At 71.4% G+C, this 17689-nt stretch carries 13 protein-coding genes; 10 read left to right on the top strand and 3 right to left on the bottom strand.

Annotation, left to right across the window (positions count from 1 at the left end; all coding sequences use genetic code 11):
- Positions 1–40: 40 nt before the first annotated feature.
- From dxs to fxsT, 8 genes are all read left to right on the top strand, one after another.
- Positions 41–1999, top strand: a complete 1959-nt coding sequence (gene dxs, locus ACQF4J_RS13135) for a 1-deoxy-D-xylulose-5-phosphate synthase (RefSeq protein ID WP_351563271.1) — start codon at positions 41–43, stop codon at positions 1997–1999.
- 145 nt (positions 2000–2144) lie between these two features.
- The gene (locus ACQF4J_RS13130; RefSeq protein WP_351562986.1) at positions 2145–3638 is read left to right on the top strand and encodes an amino acid permease; all 1494 of its coding nucleotides are present in this window, start codon (positions 2145–2147) and stop codon (positions 3636–3638) included.
- A gap of 170 nt (positions 3639–3808) precedes the next feature.
- On the top strand, positions 3809–4003 hold the full coding sequence (locus ACQF4J_RS13125; RefSeq protein WP_351562988.1) for a hypothetical protein: 195 nt from the start codon (positions 3809–3811) through the stop codon (positions 4001–4003).
- Positions 4004–4024: 21 nt separating this feature from the next.
- A complete protein-coding gene (locus tag ACQF4J_RS13120) occupies positions 4025–6145 on the top strand; it encodes an FxsB family cyclophane-forming radical SAM/SPASM peptide maturase (RefSeq protein ID WP_351799428.1) in 2121 nt (706 codons plus the stop codon).
- A 6-nt stretch (positions 6146–6151) separates the two neighbouring features.
- Complete coding sequence (locus ACQF4J_RS13115; protein WP_351799430.1) at positions 6152–6964, top strand: aminoglycoside N(3)-acetyltransferase; 813 nt, start codon at positions 6152–6154, stop codon at positions 6962–6964.
- Positions 6957–7619: a TIR-like protein FxsC gene (locus tag ACQF4J_RS13110; RefSeq protein WP_351799433.1), complete on the top strand. Its 663-nt coding sequence runs from the start codon at positions 6957–6959 to the stop codon at positions 7617–7619. Before ACQF4J_RS13115 ends, ACQF4J_RS13110 begins: the two co-directional genes overlap by 8 nt.
- Complete coding sequence (gene fsxC / locus ACQF4J_RS13105; RefSeq protein WP_351799435.1) at positions 7619–8860, top strand: FxsC protein; 1242 nt, start codon at positions 7619–7621, stop codon at positions 8858–8860. The genes ACQF4J_RS13110 and fsxC overlap by 1 nt, the downstream gene beginning before the upstream one ends.
- Complete coding sequence (gene fxsT, locus ACQF4J_RS13100; protein ID WP_427165678.1) at positions 8857–12795, top strand: FxSxx-COOH system tetratricopeptide repeat protein; 3939 nt, start codon at positions 8857–8859, stop codon at positions 12793–12795. The genes fsxC and fxsT overlap by 4 nt, the downstream gene beginning before the upstream one ends.
- Here the strand turns inward: fxsT and ACQF4J_RS13095 are convergent.
- The 3 genes from ACQF4J_RS13095 to ACQF4J_RS13085 all read right to left on the bottom strand — a co-directional run bounded on the left by ACQF4J_RS13095 (position 12769) and on the right by ACQF4J_RS13085 (position 15226).
- A complete protein-coding gene (locus ACQF4J_RS13095; RefSeq protein WP_427165677.1) occupies positions 12769–13575 on the bottom strand; it encodes an alpha/beta fold hydrolase in 807 nt (268 codons plus the stop codon). The two genes, fxsT and ACQF4J_RS13095, sit on opposite strands and share 27 nt — an antisense overlap.
- Positions 13576–13928: 353 nt before the next feature.
- On the bottom strand, positions 13929–14300 hold the full coding sequence (locus ACQF4J_RS13090) for an NTP pyrophosphohydrolase (protein WP_351563003.1): 372 nt from the start codon (positions 14298–14300) through the stop codon (positions 13929–13931).
- A 35-nt stretch (positions 14301–14335) separates the two neighbouring features.
- Positions 14336–15226, bottom strand: a complete 891-nt coding sequence (locus tag ACQF4J_RS13085) for an NAD(P)-dependent oxidoreductase (RefSeq protein WP_427165676.1) — start codon at positions 15224–15226, stop codon at positions 14336–14338.
- Positions 15227–15368: 142 nt separating this feature from the next.
- Here ACQF4J_RS13085 and ACQF4J_RS13080 point away from each other — a divergent pair, with 142 nt between their 5' ends.
- Positions 15369–16385, top strand: coding sequence for a hypothetical protein (locus ACQF4J_RS13080; RefSeq protein ID WP_351563007.1), 1017 nt, complete (start codon positions 15369–15371; stop codon positions 16383–16385).
- Between the two features lie 172 nt (positions 16386–16557).
- Positions 16558–17688: a hypothetical protein gene (locus tag ACQF4J_RS13075; RefSeq protein ID WP_427165675.1), complete on the top strand. Its 1131-nt coding sequence runs from the start codon at positions 16558–16560 to the stop codon at positions 17686–17688.
- Position 17689: the final 1 nt, after the last annotated feature.

Genomic DNA, 17689 nt, shown 5'->3' with positions numbered 1-17689 from the left:
CGGCAACAGCTCGATCAGCTTTTACTGCAAGGAGGCACGGGTGCCGCTGCTGACCCGCATCAGGGGACCGCGCGATCTGGACCGGCTCAGCCTGGAGCAGCTGGACCAGCTGGCAGAGGAGATCCGGACCTTCCTCGTCGACGCCGTCTCCAAGACCGGCGGCCACCTCGGCCCCAACCTGGGCGTCGTCGAGCTCACCATCGCCCTGCACCGCGTCTTCGACTCGCCCAAGGACAAGGTGCTGTGGGACACGGGTCACCAGTCCTACGTGCACAAGCTGCTCACCGGCCGCCAGGACTTCAGCCGGCTGAAGATGAAGGGCGGCCTGTCCGGCTACCCCTCGCAGGCCGAGTCCGAGCACGACGTCATCGAGAACAGCCACGCCTCGACCGTGCTGGGCTGGGCCGACGGCCTGGCGAAGGCCAACCAGGTGCTCGAGCGCGACGACCACGTGGTCGCGGTCATCGGTGACGGCGCGCTCACCGGCGGCATGGCCTGGGAGGCGCTGAACAACATCGCCGAGGCCAAGGACCGCCCGCTCGTCATCGTCGTCAACGACAACGAGCGCTCCTACGCCCCGACCATCGGCGGCCTCGCCAACCACCTGGCGACCCTGCGCACGACCGACGGCTACGAGCGCTTCCTCGCCCGGACCAAGGACATCCTCGACCGCACCCCGGTCGTCGGCAGGCCGCTGTACGAGACCCTGCACGGCGCCAAGAAGGGCCTGAAGGACTTCATCGCCCCCCAGGGCATGTTCGAGGACCTCGGCCTGAAGTACGTCGGCCCCATCGACGGCCACGACATCGAGGCCCTGGAGTCGGCGCTCGCCCGCGCCAAGCGCTTCGGCGGCCCGGTCATCGTCCACTGCCTCACCGAGAAGGGCCGCGGCTACCAGCCCGCCCTCCAGGACGAGGCCGACCGCTTCCACGGCATCGGCCCCATCCACCCCGACACCGGCCTGCCGGTCAAGGCCTCCGGCGCCGACTGGACCTCCGTCTTCGGCGACGAGATGGTCCAGCTCGGCAAGGAGCGCGAGGACATCGTGGCGATCACCGCGGCGATGCTCCAGCCGGTCGGCCTGAAGAAGTTCGCGGACGCCTTCCCCGACCGTATCTACGACGTCGGCATCGCCGAGCAGCACGGCGCCGTGTCCGCCGCGGGCCTCGCCCACGGCGGCCTGCACCCCGTCTTCGCCGTCTACGCCACCTTCCTCAACCGCGCCTTCGACCAGGTCCTGATGGACGTCGCCCTGCACAAGTGCGGCGTCACCTTCGTGCTCGACCGGGCGGGCGTCACCGGCACCGACGGCGCCTCCCACAACGGCATGTGGGACATGTCGATCCTCCAGGTCGTGCCCGGTCTCAGGCTCGCCGCCCCGCGCGACGCCGACCAGGTCCGCGCCCAGCTCCGCGAGGCCGTGGCCGTCGAGGACGCGCCGACCGTGGTGCGCTTCTCCAAGGGCGCCGTCGGCCCCGCCGTCGCGGCCGTGGGCCGCGTGGGCGGCATGGACGTGCTGCGCGAGCCCGGCACGGACCGCCCGGACGTGCTGCTGGTCTCCGTGGGCGCCCTGGCCCCGATGTGCCTGGAGATCGCCGCCCTCCTCGACCGGCAGGGCATCTCCACCACCGTCGTCGACCCGCGCTGGGTCAAGCCCGTCGACGAGGCCATGGCCCCGCTCGCCGAGCGGCACCGCGTGGTCGTCACCGTCGAGGACAACTCCCGCGTCGGCGGTGTCGGCTCGGCGATCGCGCAGGCCCTGCGCGACGCGGGCGTCGACGTCCCGCTGCGCGACTTCGGCATTCCGCCGCGCTTCCTCGACCACGCCTCCCGCGCCGAGGTGATGACGGAGATCGGCCTCACCGCCCCGGACATCGCCCGCCAGGTCACCGGGCTCGTCTCCAAGCTGGACGGCCTCCCCCAGTCTCGGCTTCGCTCGACCGGGGGGACCCCCACCGACCGGAGCGGCGCGGCCGAGGTGGAGCCCGCGCGCGACTGACACCGCCGTACGACCGGATGGGCCGCTTCCACCCCCGCCAGGGGTGGTGGAAGCGGCCCATCCGCGTGAATCCGCGCGCGCCGGGGCATACGCCTTAAGCCCCCTCTCGATCATGGCGAGGACGAGACAGCGTGGGAGGTACGCCGTGAGCAGCACTCTCTTCAGGACGAAGAACGTCGAGCGGTCCATCCAGGACACCGAGGAACCGGAGCACGCGCTCAGGAAATCCCTGTCCGCGCTCGATCTGACGGTCTTCGGCGTCGGCGTCATCATCGGCACCGGCATCTTCGTCCTGACCGGCACCGCCGCCAAGAACACCGCCGGCCCGGCCGTCTCCCTGTCGTTCGTCGTCGCCGGTGTCGTCTGCGCGCTGGCCGCGCTGTGCTACGCCGAGTTCGCCTCCACGGTCCCCGTGGCGGGCTCCGCGTACACCTTCTCCTACGCCTCCCTCGGCGAACTGCCCGCCTGGATCATCGGCTGGGACCTGGTGCTGGAACTCGCGCTCGGCACGGCGGTGGTGGCCGTCGGCTGGTCCGGCTACATCCACTCCCTGCTGGACAACGCCGGCTGGCACCTGCCCGAGGCGCTCAGTGGCCGCGACGGCGCCTCCGGGTTCGGCTTCGACATCCTCGCCGCCGCCCTGGTCCTGCTGCTCACCGCCATCCTCGTCGTCGGCATGAAACTCTCCGCGCGCGTCACCTCGGTCGTCGTCGCCATCAAGGTCGCCGTCGTCCTGGTCGTCATCATCGCGGGCGCGTTCTTCATCAAGAGCGGCAACTACGACCCGTTCATCCCCAAGGCGCAGTCGGTGGAGGCGGGCGGGAACCTCAAGGCCCCGCTGATCCAGCTGATGTTCGGCTGGGCGCCCTCCAACTTCGGCGTGATGGGCATCTTCACCGCCGCCTCCGTGGTCTTCTTCGCCTTCATCGGCTTCGACGTCGTCGCCACCGCGGCCGAGGAGACCCGCAACCCGCAGCGCGACGTGCCGCGCGGCATCATCGGCTCCCTGATCATCTGCACCGCCCTGTACGTCGCCGTGTCGATCGTGGTGACCGGCATGCAGAAGTACAGCAAGCTGTCCGTGGACGCCCCGCTCGCCGACGCCTTCAAGGCCACCGGACACCCCTGGTTCGCGGGTCTGATCAGCTTCGGCGCGGCGATCGGCCTGACCACGGTCTGCATGATCCTGCTGCTCGGCCAGTCCCGGGTCTTCTTCGCGATGAGCCGCGACGGCCTGCTGCCCCGCTTCTTCTCCCACACCCACCCTAAGTTCCGCACGCCCTACCGGCCCACGATCCTGCTCGGCGTGGTCATCGCGATCGTCGCCGGCTTCACCAGCCTCAGCGAGCTCGCCGAACTGGTGAACATCGGCACGCTCTTCGCCTTCATCGTCGTCGCGATCAGCGTGATCATCCTGCGCAACACCCGCCCCGACCTGGAGCGCTCCTTCCGCACCCCGTGGGTCCCGGTGCTGCCGATCCTGTCGGTGCTGGCCTCACTGTGGCTGATGCTGAACCTGCCGGCCGAGACCTGGCTGCGGTTCGCCATCTGGATGGTCATCGGCTTCGCCGTGTACTTCTTCTACGGCCGCACGCACAGCCGGCTCGCGACTTCGGAGAAGACGTCGGTCGACGCCTGACCACCCGCCGCCTTGGCGCAAACCGGCCTGTGCCCCACGGAAGCTGGCTCGTAAGGACCGCTGTCGCCCTTGTTCTGACCGGAAGCGACCAGGATGATGGATGGCGTGGTCACACGATGCCACGGCTCGACTCCTGAAAGCGATTCCGCGAACCGGCGAAGGAGATCGCGATGACGAAAGCCGGAGAAGTCTCCAGGACATTTCAGCGCGCGTTACCGCAGCCTCCCCCGTCCGCGGACGTCACCACACGTGTCCCCGACTGCGGCACGACCTCGCTCGGCAGCCTGGGCGAGGTCGCCGGCCCGGTGCTGAACAGGATGCTGCCGTCCGGGCGGCGCGGACCGGGCTTCAACTCGAGCATCTGACCGACTGGACCTCATGCGCCGATGACCGCCGGGACAAGAGCGTTCCGCCAGTTCGTCCTCAAGGTGCACAGCAGGTGTGACCTCGCCTGCGATCACTGCTACGTCTACCGCCACGCCGACCAGAGCTGGCGGCGCCGACCGCAGGTGATGTCCGGCGAGGTGGCCTCCGCCGTGGTGTCCCGCATCGCCGAACACGCGCGGGCGCACCCCGAACTCCCGCGCGTGCACGTCGTGCTGCACGGCGGCGAACCCCTGCTCGCCGGACGCGAGCGACTGGCCCGCCTCGCCCGCGACCTGCGGGCCGCCCTGGACGGGGTGTGCGAACTCGATCTGCGCATGCAGACCAACGGCCTGCTGCTGGACGACGACATGTGCCGCATGCTGGCCCACGAGCGCATCAGCACAGGCATCTCCCTCGACGGCGACCGTGCCTCCAACGACCGCCACCGCCGGCGCTCGAACGGCAGCGGCTCGTACGACGACGTCGTCCGCGCGGTACGGCTCATCGGCTCGCCTCCGTACCGAAGCGCCTTCGCCGGGCTGCTGTGCACCGTCGACGCGCGCAACGACCCCGTCACCGTGTACGACGCCCTGGCCGCGCTCGACCCGCCCGCGGTGGACTTCCTGCTGCCGCACGCCACTTGGGACCACCCGCCGCACGACGAGACGGCCGGCTGGCTCATCGCCGTCCACGACCGCTGGAACGCCGCCGGCCGGCCCTTCCCGGTCCGCCTCTTCGACTCGATCGACGCCGGACGCGACGGGCGTGGCTCCTTCACCGAAGCGCTCGGCCTCGGCAGTCCCGATCTGGTGGTGGTCGAGACCGACGGCGAGATCGAGCAGGCCGACTGGCTGAAGACGGTGCGGCACGGCGCACCCGCCACCGGCTTCCATGTCCTGCGGCACTCCTTCGACGAGGCGGCCGCCCACCCCGGTTTCCTCGGCCGGCACGGGGGAGTGGCGGCACTGAGCGCGAAGTGCCGGGCCTGCCCGGTCGTGCGGATCTGCGGGGGCGGCCTCTACGGCCACCGCTACCGGTCGGACAACGGCTTCGACAACCCCTCGGTCTACTGCGCGGACCTGTACCGGCTCATCGGTCACGTCCTGCGCGCCCCGCGCCCGGAGCCGGTCGCCCGGCCGCACACGCTGACCGCGCACGGCTTCGACTCGCTCGCCGCGGGCGACGGCGACGGCGACGCGCTGCACGCCCTCGCCCGCGCCGAGGCCAGCGTCCGCCGGATGCTGCTCGGCGCGGTGTGCGCCCGGTTCCCGGGCCCCGAGGCCAATGCCCTGACCCGGCTGGACGGCCGGCATCCCCGGCAGACCGCCGAGATCCTGCGCCACCCCCACCTCGGCACCTGGGCCGTACGCGCCCTCGAAGGGCAGCTGCCGGCGGACGCCGTACGGCAGCGGCTCGGCGAGATCACCCTGGCGGTCGCGCTGCGCTCGGGCACCCGGTACCGGCTCGACCTGCCCGGGCGGGCCGCGCAGGCGCATCTGCCCGGTGTCGGGCGGCTGACCTGGCCGCCGGCCCTCGGACCGGTCGCGCTGATCGCGCGCGAGGGCGACCTGCTGGTCGCCGTCGCACCCCCCACGCGTCCCCTTCCGGTGGCCGGGGCCGTGCGTCTCGGGGTCGGCTGGGAACCCGTACGCCGGATCACCACGGAGGAGTTCAGCGTCCTGGTCGACGACGGCGACCCCCACCGCGACGGCTTCGCCGCCGAACCCGCGCCCCGGCTGGACGAGGCCGAACACGCCCGGTGGACGCGGCGGTTCACCGAGGCTGCCGTCGAACTGCGAGCCCGGCACGCGCATCGGGCGCCGGGGGTGCGGGCCCTGCTCATCTCCTGTACTCCCGTGCGCGCCACCGGAGAACAGGGAGACGTCCTCGCCGACCCGTACGCCTTCGGCGCAATCGGACTGGCCCTGCCCGCGACGGCGGCGGCGCTGGCCGCGTCGCTCGTGACAGGAGTGCAGCAGATCAAGTTCAACGCCCTGTCGGACCTGTTCGATCTCGCCGGCAGTGACGACGCCAGAGAGGGCCTGCGCTCCGCCTACCTGGACCTGCTCCCCGCCCGGGCGATACCCCACGACGGTCTCACCGCGCACGGGCGCCGGATGGCCGCCAGACTGCGAGGCTGACAGGGCATGCGCACGCAGGCATCCCTTGCCGCCGACCTGAGCGGACTCGGCGTGGAGCGAGGCTCGACACTGCTCGTGCACGCGTCCCTGCGGTCCGTCGGCCCGGTCCACGGCGGCAGCCGGACGCTGCTGCGCGCACTGCGCGACGCGCTCGGCCCCGACGGAACCGTGGTCGTGCCCACGTTCACCGAGGGAAATTCCCTCACGTCACGCAGGCACCGTCGTCGGACGCGGGGCCTGACACGACATCAACTTCTGTCCTACCGTGAGAACATGGAGCCCTTCAGCGTGGCTTCCACCCCTTCCGACGGCATGGGACGGCTGGCGGAGGAGGTGCGGACCACTCCGGGAGCCGAGCGCAGCACGCACCCGCAGACGTCCTTCGCCGCGCTCGGACCCCGAGCCGCCCGGATCACCGCCGGGCACCCCCTGGACTGCCTGCTCGGCGAGCGCTCCCCGCTCGGCCGCCTCTACGAGGAGAGGGCGTACGTGCTGCTGCTGGGGGTGGGCTTCGAGGTCTGCTCGGCCTTCCACCTCTCGGAGTACCGGCAGCCCCGCGTGGTCCGCCGCCGCTACGACTGCCGGGTCATGACGGAGCACGGACCGCACTGGGTCGGCTTCGTCGACGCCGACCTCGACGACAGCGACTTCGCCGAACTCGGACACGGGCTGGAGAGCGGCGCGGCCAGAGCCGGCGGTCCGCTCGCCCGGGGCAGGGTCGGTGCCGCCGACAGCCGGCTGTTCCCGCTGCGCTGGGCCGTGGACGAGGGCGCCGCCCGGATGGCCGTGGCCCGGGCCCGGGAGGCCGACCGTGCTTGAGGACCGCGACGGACACCGGCCGCGCCGCGGCATCCAGCAGCCCTACGGCTTCCTCAGCTACGGCCGCACCCCCCATGTGCCCTCCAGCGACCGGCCGCCGGACGAGCGGCTGGTGCGCTTCCACGCCAAGCTGACCGACGACCTGATGGAGCTCACCGACCTCGACGCCATGATCCCCGCGGTCTTCCTGGACCGGCGGATGCCGCTCGGCTCCGCGTGGGAGGACGAGCTGAAGGGACGTCTAGCGCGCTGCCAGGTCCTGGTGCCGGTCCTCTCCCGGCGCCTGTTCACCAGCGAGTGGTGCGCACTGGAGTGGGAATGCTTCCAGCGGCGGCAGGAACTCCAGCGCCTGCGGGGGACGTTCACGCGCCCCGCCGTCGTGCCGGTGCTGTGGAGCCCGCTGCGCCCAGAGGAGATCCCCCGCCCCTACTCCGATCTGCAGTACACCCACCAGGACTTCGGCGGCGACTACGCGGAGGTGGGACTGCTCGGCCTGCAGACCCACGGTCGGCACACCACGTTCAACAAGGTCGTCTACGAGATCGCCCAGAAGATCGTCGAGGTGGCGGTCGGCGCCCGTCTGGAGCCCTGCGACCCGAGCGTCTTCGACGACCTGTTCGACGGTCTCAAAGACTCCGCGAGGGAGGAACGCTGATGCCCGCGCACTGGTTCTTCGTCAGTTACTCCCCCGTCCCGCCGCCGGGCGGCACCGGCGTGGGCCGACCTGCGGCCGACAAGAACGTCAAGGAGTTCTACGCCGACCTGACCAGAGCGGTCGTCAACCTGGGCGGCCCCCTCACACCCCCGGGTGTCGGCTACCTGGACGCCGACCGCGACGACCCGGCGGCGGTGGGCGCCCTCAACCGCTGCCGCGCCTTCGTCCCGCTGATCACCCCCCGCTACTTCGCCGACCCCTACTGCGGCCGGCAGTGGACCGCCTTCGCCCGGCGTGCCCACCGCGGCACCCTCGTCCCGGCCCTGTGGACCCCCGTGGCGACCACCGCGCGGCCGGTCCGGGTCGATCTGGACCTGCCGGTGCCGGCCCGGCCGGGGGCACCGCTGCACGTCGACGACGAGGCCCTGGACGGCTACGCGCGCGGTGGCCTGTACGGGCTGCGCCAGCACTCCGACCACCCCGAGTACTACGACCAGTGCGTCGGCAGGATCGCCCAGGGCATCGTCCAGGCCGCCCTCGGCACCCCCGAACCCGCCCCGGACGAGGTGGAGTTCACCGATCCGGAGGACGTGCCCGACGCCTTCGCCGCCACGTCGTGGCACCCGCTGGGCATAGCCGTGCTCGCCCCCGACATCCACCATCTCCCGGCCGGCCGCAGCGACATCAAGTACGGACCCGAACCGCGCGACTGGCAGCCCTACAGCGACGGCTACGGCACCGCACTGGCCGAGCGCACCGCCGAACTCGCCCGCAACGTGGGCTTCGCACCGCAGATCCGCACCTACGACGAGGCCGAGCCCGTCTTCCTCGGCCACCGGCAGACCAGGAGTCCCTGGGTGCTCATCCTCGACCCCTGGGTCCTGCACGACCCCGAGGCCGTCCGGCGGCTGCGCGAGTTCGACGCCCGCGACCTGCCCTGGGTGACCGTGCTGACCCCGATCGCCGACGACCCGCAGACCCGGCAGGCGCGCCCCGACCTCGACGCCCTGCTGAAATCCGCGCTGCCCCGGCGGCTGAGCAGGGGCCGGGCCATCCAGCGCGGTGCCATCCTCGGCCTCGACAACTCGGAGGCGTTCAGCTCCCGTTTCATGGAGCTGGCCAACAGTGCGGCCCACCACTACCTCAACCGGGATCGGCTACGATCCTCGACCACCAAGTCCTCGGCGCCGGCGGACCGGCGCCACGTCGACTCCCAGGGTGACCAGGAGGCTCCATCGTGACCGGCGCGCTCCCCCGCCCCGACAGCGGCAAGATCGTCACGTTCTACAGCTACAAGGGCGGCACCGGGCGCACCATGGCCCTGGCCAACACCGCCTGGATCACCGCCTCGCAGGGCAAACGGGTCCTCGTGGTCGACTGGGACCTCGAGGCACCCGGACTCGACCGCTTCCTGCGCCCGTTCCTGGAACCGAACGCCCTGCGCGACCGCCCCGGGGTGCTGGACCTCATCAACGACTACATGCTGAAGGTCGAGTCGCTCGGCGACACCCCGGCCACCGAGGCCTGGATCGACGAGCAGGCGGACATCAGCAGAGCGGTCTCCCCGCTGCTGTGGACCTTCCCGGGCACAGGTCGCCTTGACTACATCTCGGCGGGACGCCAGGACCGCAACTACTCGTCCATCTTCTCCCAGTTCAACTGGAACCTCTTCTACGAGAAGCAGTACGGCGGCCAGTTCCTGGACGCCCTCTGCGCCCAGCTGCGGCGCGGTTACGACTACGTCCTCGTCGACAGCCGTACCGGCCTGAGCGACATCTCCGACATCTGCACCATCCATTTCCCCGACGTCCTGGTCAACTGTTTCACCCACAACGACCAGAGCATCGAGGGCGCGGCCGCGGTCGCCCGCCGGGTGCTCGACACCTACGGCGAACGGCGCATCCGGATCCTGCCGGTGCCCATGCGCGTGGAGGACTCCGAGGCCGACCGGCTGGAGGCCGCCCGGGCCAAGGTCCGGCTCACCTTCGACCAGCTGCTGGTGCGCACCCCGCACGTCGACCCGCGCCGCTACTGGGGCAACGTGGAGGTGCCGTACAAGCCCACCTACGCCTACGAGGAGATGCTCGCCACCTTCCGTGACGAGCCGGGGACCCCCGCCTCGCTGCTGGCCGCCTGCGAACGGCTGACGTCCGTCATCACCGAGGGCGAGGTCACCTCCCTCGCCCCCATGACCGACGAGGAACGCCAGAACTACCTCAAGACCGTCGTGCGCCGCCGGCCGCCGGACCCCACGCATGTGTTCCTCAGCTATGTGCCCCAGGACCGGATGTGGGCCGAGTGGATCGGGTGGGTTCTCGGGGAGGCCGGCTTCACCGTCGCCGACGCTCGCTCCGAGGACGGCTCCGCGGCCGGGGTGCCGCTCCGCGACGACACCGACAGCAAGGTGCGCGGGGCCTCCCGCACCGTCGCCGTGCTCTCCGCCGACTACCAGAAATCCCCGGAGGCCAGGGCGGTTTGGGAGGCTGTGGCGGCAGCCGACCCGATGGGCTCGCGGCGCACCCTGGTCCCGGTCCGGGTAAGTGAGGCACGGCTGACCCATCCGTTCTCGGACCGGATGCCGATCCATCTGAGCAGCATGAACGAGAACCAGGCCAAGAGCGCGCTCATGAGGGCCCTGGACGCCCAGCCTGTGCAGCGCGAGCACCCCGCGGACGCGGGGGGCGCCACTGGGCCCCGGTTCCCAGGCGCGGAGCCGCCCGTGTGGTCCGTCCCCGGGCGCAACGCTGCCTTCACAGGACGTTCCGAGCTCCTGGAGGACCTGAGGGAGCGGCTCGCGAACACTGGCACCGCCACCCTATTGCACGGCATGGGGGGCGTCGGCAAGACCCAACTGGCCACCGAGTACGCCTACCGGTACCGCGGCAACTACGACGTCGTCTGGTGGATCGAGGCGGAGTTCGGCGACCTCGCCCTGCGCCAGTACTCCGAACTTGCCCCCCACTTGGGCGTCGAGGAGCAGGACAGCATCAGCGCCACGGCCGACGGCGTCCGGGACGCGTTGCGCCGGGGGGACCGGTACGAGCGCTGGCTGCTGGTCTTCGACAACGCCACCACTCCCCAATCCATCCAGCAGATGCTTGTGAACAGCCCGACCGGCCATGTCCTGATCACGACGCGCAACGAGGGCTGGAGCCAGGTCGGCGAGCGCATCGAGGTCGACGTGTTCTCCCGTGCGGAGAGCGTCGAGCACCTGCTGCGCCGTGTCTCCGCCATCAGTACCGAGGACGCCACCCGGGTCGCCAACGCCCTCGGCGATCTGCCGCTGGCCATCGACCACGCGGGCGCCTGGCTGAACGAGACCGGACAGGACGCCGCCGAGTACCTGGAGCTGCTGGACCTGCAGCTGGCCAGGCTGGAGGCAGACGTCGACGCCCCTGGCTTCCCACTCCAGGTAGGGGCGACCTGGAACATCTCGATCCAACGGCTGAACTCCCCGGCCGCGCGGCGCCTGCTGGAGCTGTGCGCCCACTTCGGCGCCGACCCGATTTCCCTCGACCTGGTGAACGGGAAGGAGATGGTCGAGGTCCTGCAGGAGGTGGAGCCGGGCGCCGGGGGCAGGGCGCTGGTATCCCGGGCCATTCAGCAGCTGAACCGCTACTCCTTGGCCAAGGTCGACCGCAAGAGCAACAGCATTCAGGTACACCGGCTGGTGCAGGCCGCAGTGCGCTCATCGATGTCAGCCGACGAGCAGGAGGCGTCCCTGCGCGCCGTGCGTAACGTGCTCTGGGACGCGCGCCCCTCCCGCGGCGACGTGGAACGCCCGGCGAACTGGGAGCGCTACAACACCATCTGGCCCCACCTCAAGACACCGTGGACCCGGTACTCGCTCGACCAGCGCATCCGCGAGCTGATGACCGAGTGGCTGCGTTACCTGAGAGCCCGCGGAGAGTACGCGGAGGCACTGTCTCTCGCCGAGGAACTGCTCGTCATCTGGCAGAAGGAGGCCGGTGCCGACGACCGCATGACCCTGCATCTGCGCTTCGAGATGGCCAACGTGCTGCGCGCTCAGGGCTGGTACAGCAGGGCGCTGGAGATCGACCAGGACGTTTATGAGCGACAGCGCACCGTCCTGGCCGACGATGACGAGCACATTCTGATGACGGCAGGCAGCCTCACCGCGGACCTACGGGCCGTTGGACAGGTCCGCAGGGCGCTTGAGATCGACCGTGAGACCTACGAGCGGTCCATGGACCTCTTCGGCGAGGACTACCCGCGGACTTTGTTCGCGGCGAACAACCTGGCCGTGTCGATGCGCATGGCCGGAGACTGCTACGAAGCGCAGAGTGTCGACAAGGAGAACTGCGAACTGCGCGCATCGACCCTGGGCCCCAAACACCCCTACACCTTGTTCTCCAAGATCAATCTTGGCCGTGACCAGCGCTCCTGCGGCGAGTACGAGGCCTCGGCGGAAACGCTGACCGATGTCTACAGGACAGCGGTGGAGCTCGGGCCCGAGCAACCGCCCGCTCTGGAGGCCGCGAAGGCGTTGGCCATCACGCTGCGCCGTCTCGACCGGCTGGACGAGGCAATGGACATCAGCCGGCAGGTGCTGGACATCTGCCGTCGGCGCCTCGGGGAGTTCTCACCTGAAACGCTGGTCGTGCGACTCGGTCACGCAGGCCACCTCTCGGCGGCGGAACGCCATGAGGAGGCCTGCCGGGAGACCGCCGAGTTGCTCGACCGGTTCCGCGAGGCTCTCGGGGAGGGCCACCCCAATACGCTGGCGTGCGCAGTGAATCACGGCATCAACCTGTTGTCCGTCGGCAGGCTCACGGAGGCCCGCGAAGTGTGCGAGCAGGCCCGTCTGGCGCTGCGGAGCACCCTTGGCCCGGAGCACCCCTTCAGCATGAACTGTCAGATGAACCTGGCCAACGCCGAAGCGGCTCTGGGCGAGACCGAGGTGGCCGAACGCAACTACCGTCAGGCCTATGAGGCATTGTGCGAGCGCCTGGGTGCGAACCACCCCACTGCGCTCACCTGCCGGGGCAATCTCTCGATCCTGTTGCGCGAGGCCGGCCACACCGCCGAGGCCGACCAACTGGTGGGGGAGACCCTCGAGGTGCTCGGCGCCAAGCTTGGGACCAAGCACTCGAAGGTGGTACGGATGCGGGGCGGCCAGCGTGTGGGGCTAGAACTGGATCCGCACCCGGTCTGATCCGGCCGCAGGCCACGCCGTGCCGGCGGTCACCCCGACTTGCGCCTGGTCCCGGAGCCAGCCGAGCACGCGGGGCAGCACTGGTACGGCTGCGAAGTGTGCGGCCGACGGCTGGAGCACCACGGTAGCGTGTTCAATCCTGCGGGCGAGCCAGTTGAAGTGTTCGACGGGTGAGAACACGTCGTCCTCACCATGCCACAGCAGGGTTGGCACGGTGATCTCCTTCGGGTCGAAGCCCCAGTTCTTGCTGAAGGCGACGGCGTCGTCGATCCAGCCGTCCGCCGTCTTCTCGATGGCGACTTCGAAGTTCTTGTGCAGCATGCGGCGGATCCCGGCGTCCGCCACGATCTGCCGGTCCACCTTGGGCATCTCGTCGTCGAGGTCGTTGAGCACGGCCATCGGGTTGGCCCGCATGGCGTCGGCGTTCTGCACAAGGGTGCTCTGCAGCACCTCGTGGTTGTTGCGGGCGTTGCGGTACTCGCGGACGTTGGACTCTGTCATCCCCTCGAACCAGTCCAGCCCCTCCGCGTCCCACGGGGCGAGACTGACCAGCACGGCCGCGCTCTGGACACGCTCCGGGAGCTCCGCGGCGCAGGCGAGCGCGTGCGGGCCGCCTCCGGACCGGCCGACGACGGAGAACTTGGAGAGGCCGAGCAGGTCGGCGATGGCCGCGACGTCCTCAGCGGCGTCGACTACCTCGCGGCCGGGTCGGCGGGTGGAACCGCCGTAGCCGGGGCGGTCGTAGGCGATCAGATGGATGCCCAGCTGATAGAGCACCATCGAGCGGGGGCGCGGCCCTTGATGGCTGCCAGGGGTTCCGTGCAGCAGGAACACGGGGTGCCCTTGAGGATCACCCCACGCATCGAAAACGAGCTTGCGCCCGTCTCTGCTGTGAGCGGCACGCGCCACTCCTGCCTCCCGTCCACCGGCTGTCAAGGGTGCCGGAATCCTCTCAGATCAGAACGACGGGCACCACCGAGCCAGCGTCTCGCGCCGGGGTCATTCCGTCACTGGAATGTGACCAGATTGTCGAAATCCTGACCGAACGAGGCCAGCTTATGCCCACTTTGTCGGGTCGGCTCGGGCCGGAGGACCTCATACGGGGGCCGGTCACCTCCTTGCGGGGGCGCGAGTCAGCCACGCACCGCGCGCGGTCCGGTCACCTCGGCGCCCAACTCCCGCACCCGTCGCCGCAGTTCCCGGTCCGCGGTCACCACCAGGACGGCGCGGCCGCTCCGTGCCGCCACCAGTTCCACCATACGGTCGTCCCCGCTCCCCGGAGCCGCCTCCACCCGGACGCCGGGCACGGACTCCACCCCCCGGGCCGCCCCCTCCACGACCAGCACGATCTCCACCGGCCCGGCGTGCCCGGGGACCCCGTCCGCCGCCAGCCGGTCCCGCAGCCGTTCGGCGGCCCCCCGCCGGTCCCGCCACCACCCGTCGGGCACCGACCCGACGACGTTCGCGGCGTCGACGATCACGAGCAGGGGGTCGCTGTCACTCATGCGGCCAGGTTCGCACAGTCGCGGAAAGGGCCCGCTCAGTCCGCCGGCTTCTCCTCGAAGCTGGCGAAGTACGCGGCGGCCATGTCCTCGTCGCCGTGTCCCTGCGCGGCCGCCCGTTCCAGCCGCTCGGCGCTGGCGGCGGCCACGTCCAGGCGGACCCCGTTGTCCCGGCCGGCCGCCACGATGAGGCGGGCGTCCTTCGCGGCCGTGGTCACCGCGAACTGGGCGGGGGAGAGGCGGTTCTCCAGGATCATCCCCGCCTTCGCCTTCAGATAGCCCATGTCCAGCGGGCCGCCCGCGATGAGGCCGAAGAACTGCGCCGGGTCGACGTCGAGCGCCTGCGCCAGGGCGAGAACCTCGCCGGTCGCCGCGGTGGCGGCGAGCACCCAGCTGTTGGCGACCAGCTTCAGCCGTGTGGCGCTGCCGGCCGCGCCGTCCTCGCCGGTCCACAGGGTGCGGGCGCCGACCGCGTCGAACACCGGCTCGACGGCCGCGCGTCCCCCGGCCGGACCGGCGGCCAGCACCGTCAGCTGTCCGGCCTCGGCGGGCTGACGCGTGCCGAGCACCGGGGCGTCGTAGAAGACCAGCCCGTGCTCGGCGGCGAAGGCGGCCAGTTCGCCGATCGCGTCGATGCCGGCGGTGGTCGACTGCACCCAGGCGGCGCCGGAGCGCAGCGCGGGGGCCGCCTCGCGCATCACGTCCAGGGCGGCCGGGCCGTCGTACAGCATGGTGAGGACGACATCGGCGCCCTGTACGGCCTCGGCGGGCGTGTCGGCGATGTGCGCGCCGTCGGCGGCGAGCGGCTCGGCCTTCGCGCGGGTGCGGTTCCAGGCGCGGACGGTGTGTCCGGCGCGGGCGAGGTTGCGGGCCATGGCGGCGCCCATGATGCCCGTGCCGAGGACGCTCACGGTGAGCTGGTCGGTCATGAGGTCGGCTTCCTTCTCACGTCTGTCGTTGCGGTTGCCGAGGTACAGCCTGCCCCCTTTGTGCCCGGACGTGCCTGTCGGCGCCACGTGCCATGCGGGGCCCGATCGCGGGTCGTTGTACCGGCCCGCTTAAAGTGAACTGGTGAACGGCGACTGGCTCCTGCGCGGCCGTGACGGCCGGCTCAGTGTCTACCTTCCGACGGACGACGCCGTCCTGTGCCGGGCGGAACGGGCCCCCGGCGGCACCTGGACGCCCGTGCGCAAGGTCGGCGGCGAACAGAAGCTGCGGCCGTCCCTGGCCATCGGTCAGGGCGGCGACTCCTACGCGCACCTCGTCTCCTGGCGGCCCACGACGGCGGGTGAGTGCGGGCTCGTGCACTCCACCCACTTCCGGCCCCGGCTCGCCGCCCTGGACTGGAACCCGATCGGGCATCCCGACAAGAAGGGGCCGCTGACCGGCATGCCCGCCGTCGCGGTCGACGCCGAGGGCCGCGCCCATGTCTTCGTCCGCAACCGGGGCGGCGGGGTGAGCATGATCGCGCAGAAGGAGAAGGGCGGCTGGGATCCCTGGCGGGACCTCAAGGGGCGTGACGTGCAGGACGAGTTGGCGGCGGTGACGGGGGAGTCGGGGCGCGTGGAGCTCTTCGCGGCCGTGTCCGGCGGCATCCTGCACTGGCGTCAGGAGGAGCCCGGCGCGCAGCCGGTCCTGCAGGAGGCGATCGAGGCGCCGGTCCGCGCGGGCACCCTGTACGCGCTCGCCACCTCCGCCGAGAGCGCCACCCTCTTCTACACCGACGAGTCGGGCGACCTGTGCGCCTGGCGGCCCGGCGCCAAACCGGTCGTCCTGCTGCCCTCCGCCGGACCCGGTCCGGTCTCCGCCGTCCGCTGCGAACTCGACGGCTACGACTGCACGTTGCTCGCCCAGCGCTCGGCGAGCGGCCGGGTCGCCTTCGCCGCCTACCCGACCGAGCAGGAGTCGGCCGGCGCCTGGTGGACCGAGTCCGGCCCCGCCCTTCCGGCGGACGCCGGGGTCTCCCTCGCGGTGGACGACGACGACCGGGTCGTGGCGGCCACATCGTCCCCCTCGACCGGCCGACTCCTCCTCACCCACCGCAAGGCCGAACCGGGGCTGGCCCTGGAGGCGTGGCGAGAGGTCTGACGGGGGAGTAGGGGCGTCGCAGTCGCCTCCGGCCCAGGTGGGCACGCCGTCGTCACACTGTGTTCGTCAAGTGTTCGACTTATGATGGGCGCGCTCGGCCTCCCCGTGCAGCAGCTGTCCGGGGTTCGGCACGTCGGCCGCGCCGGGCGTCAGGGAAGGGGCGGGCCACGTCATGCGGACCGGATCCGGGCGCGGCGCCGCCCGACGCAGAGGCGCCGACAACGTCGTCGTGCACGAGCACGGGCGCAGCGAGCGGCACGCGGCCGAGGCGACACTGGACGGCCGCTGGCTGCTGCTCGGCAAGGACGGCAGGCTCACCGCGTACGCCCGTGCCCGCGGCGGGCTGCTGCGCTGGACCGAGACCCGCCCGGGCGGCCCGCGGTGGAGCGGGCCGGAGTTCTTCCCGGTGCCGGACCTGACGCATCTGTCGGTGGTCCAGGGCCCGGACACCTACGTCCACTTCCTGGGCCGGCGCGAGCGGCGCAAGGGTGACGGGCCCGCCGCCGTCGACATCGTGCACGCCATCCAGTACCAGAGCGGACGTCCGGTCACCGAGTGGCGGTCGCTGGGCAACCCGCACCAGGACCGGGAGAAGGCCGCCCGCTTCGGCGTCCCGGTCGGCGCCGTGAGTGCCTCGGGCCGCGTGCACGTCCTCGTGCGCAACGCGGGCCGCGGGCTGATGCTGCGGCGGGAGGCGCCGACCGGCAAGTGGGAGCCCTGGGCCGATCTCAAGGGCAGCGGGGTGCAGGACGGGCTCGCGGTGGTCACCCACGGCTCCGGGCGGATCGAGGTGCTGGCCGGCGGCGAGCGGGACGCCATGTGGTGGCGGCAGGCGGAGCCCGACGGCGACTTCCGGCAGGAGCCGAACATCGCGCTGCGGGTGACCCCCGGTACGGCGGCGGCGCTGGAGACCGCCCCGGACCGGTCGACGTTCTACTGGGCGGACCGGGACACCGGCGGACTCGTCGCCCACCGCCCGGGCGGCTGGCTGATCCCGTTGGGCGGTGCCCCGGCAGGCAGCCCCGTCGCGACGCTGCGGGCGGCACTCGACGGCTACGACTGCACGGTGCTCGCCCACCGCGACATGGACGGCCAGGTCATGCTCGCCGTGTGCGGCACCGAGAACGAACAGGGCGGCCTGTGGTGGTCGCCGACGGGCGAGCACGGCGTCGGCGCCCCGGCGCTCGCCCAGGACGCCCACGGCCGGGTCGTCCTCGCCGTGGTCACGCCGGACGGAGACCTCCACGTCGCCCGCCGGTCGGACGGCCCCGGCCTGGACCTGTCACCGTCCGTCCGCCTCTGAC

It is taken from the genome of Streptomyces sp. C1-1 (assembly GCF_050214755.1).
In the GTDB taxonomy this organism is placed as follows: Bacteria; Actinomycetota; Actinomycetes; order Streptomycetales; family Streptomycetaceae; genus Streptomyces.
The sequence above is the reverse complement of the archived record's forward strand: the minus strand, read 5'-3'. Positions and strand labels throughout refer to the sequence as shown.

Bases quoted from the DNA above. Each gene is read 5' to 3' on its own strand.
- ACQF4J_RS13125 (WP_351562988.1), top strand. From the start codon at position 3,809: ATGACGAAAGCCGGAGAAGTCTCCAGGACATTTCAGCGCGCGTTACCG.
- ACQF4J_RS13120 (WP_351799428.1), top strand. From the start codon at position 4,025: ATGACCGCCGGGACAAGAGCGTTCCGCCAGTTCGTCCTCAAGGTGCAC.
- ACQF4J_RS13115 (WP_351799430.1), top strand. From the start codon at position 6,152: ATGCGCACGCAGGCATCCCTTGCCGCCGACCTGAGCGGACTCGGCGTG.
- fsxC (WP_351799435.1), top strand. From the start codon at position 7,619: ATGCCCGCGCACTGGTTCTTCGTCAGTTACTCCCCCGTCCCGCCGCCG.
- ACQF4J_RS13095 (WP_427165677.1), bottom strand. From the start codon at position 13,575: ATGGTGCTCTATCAGCTGGGCATCCATCTGATCGCCTACGACCGCCCC.
- ACQF4J_RS13090 (WP_351563003.1), bottom strand. From the start codon at position 14,300: ATGAGTGACAGCGACCCCCTGCTCGTGATCGTCGACGCCGCGAACGTC.
- ACQF4J_RS13085 (WP_427165676.1), bottom strand. From the start codon at position 15,226: ATGACCGACCAGCTCACCGTGAGCGTCCTCGGCACGGGCATCATGGGC.
- ACQF4J_RS13075 (WP_427165675.1), top strand. From the start codon at position 16,558: ATGCGGACCGGATCCGGGCGCGGCGCCGCCCGACGCAGAGGCGCCGAC.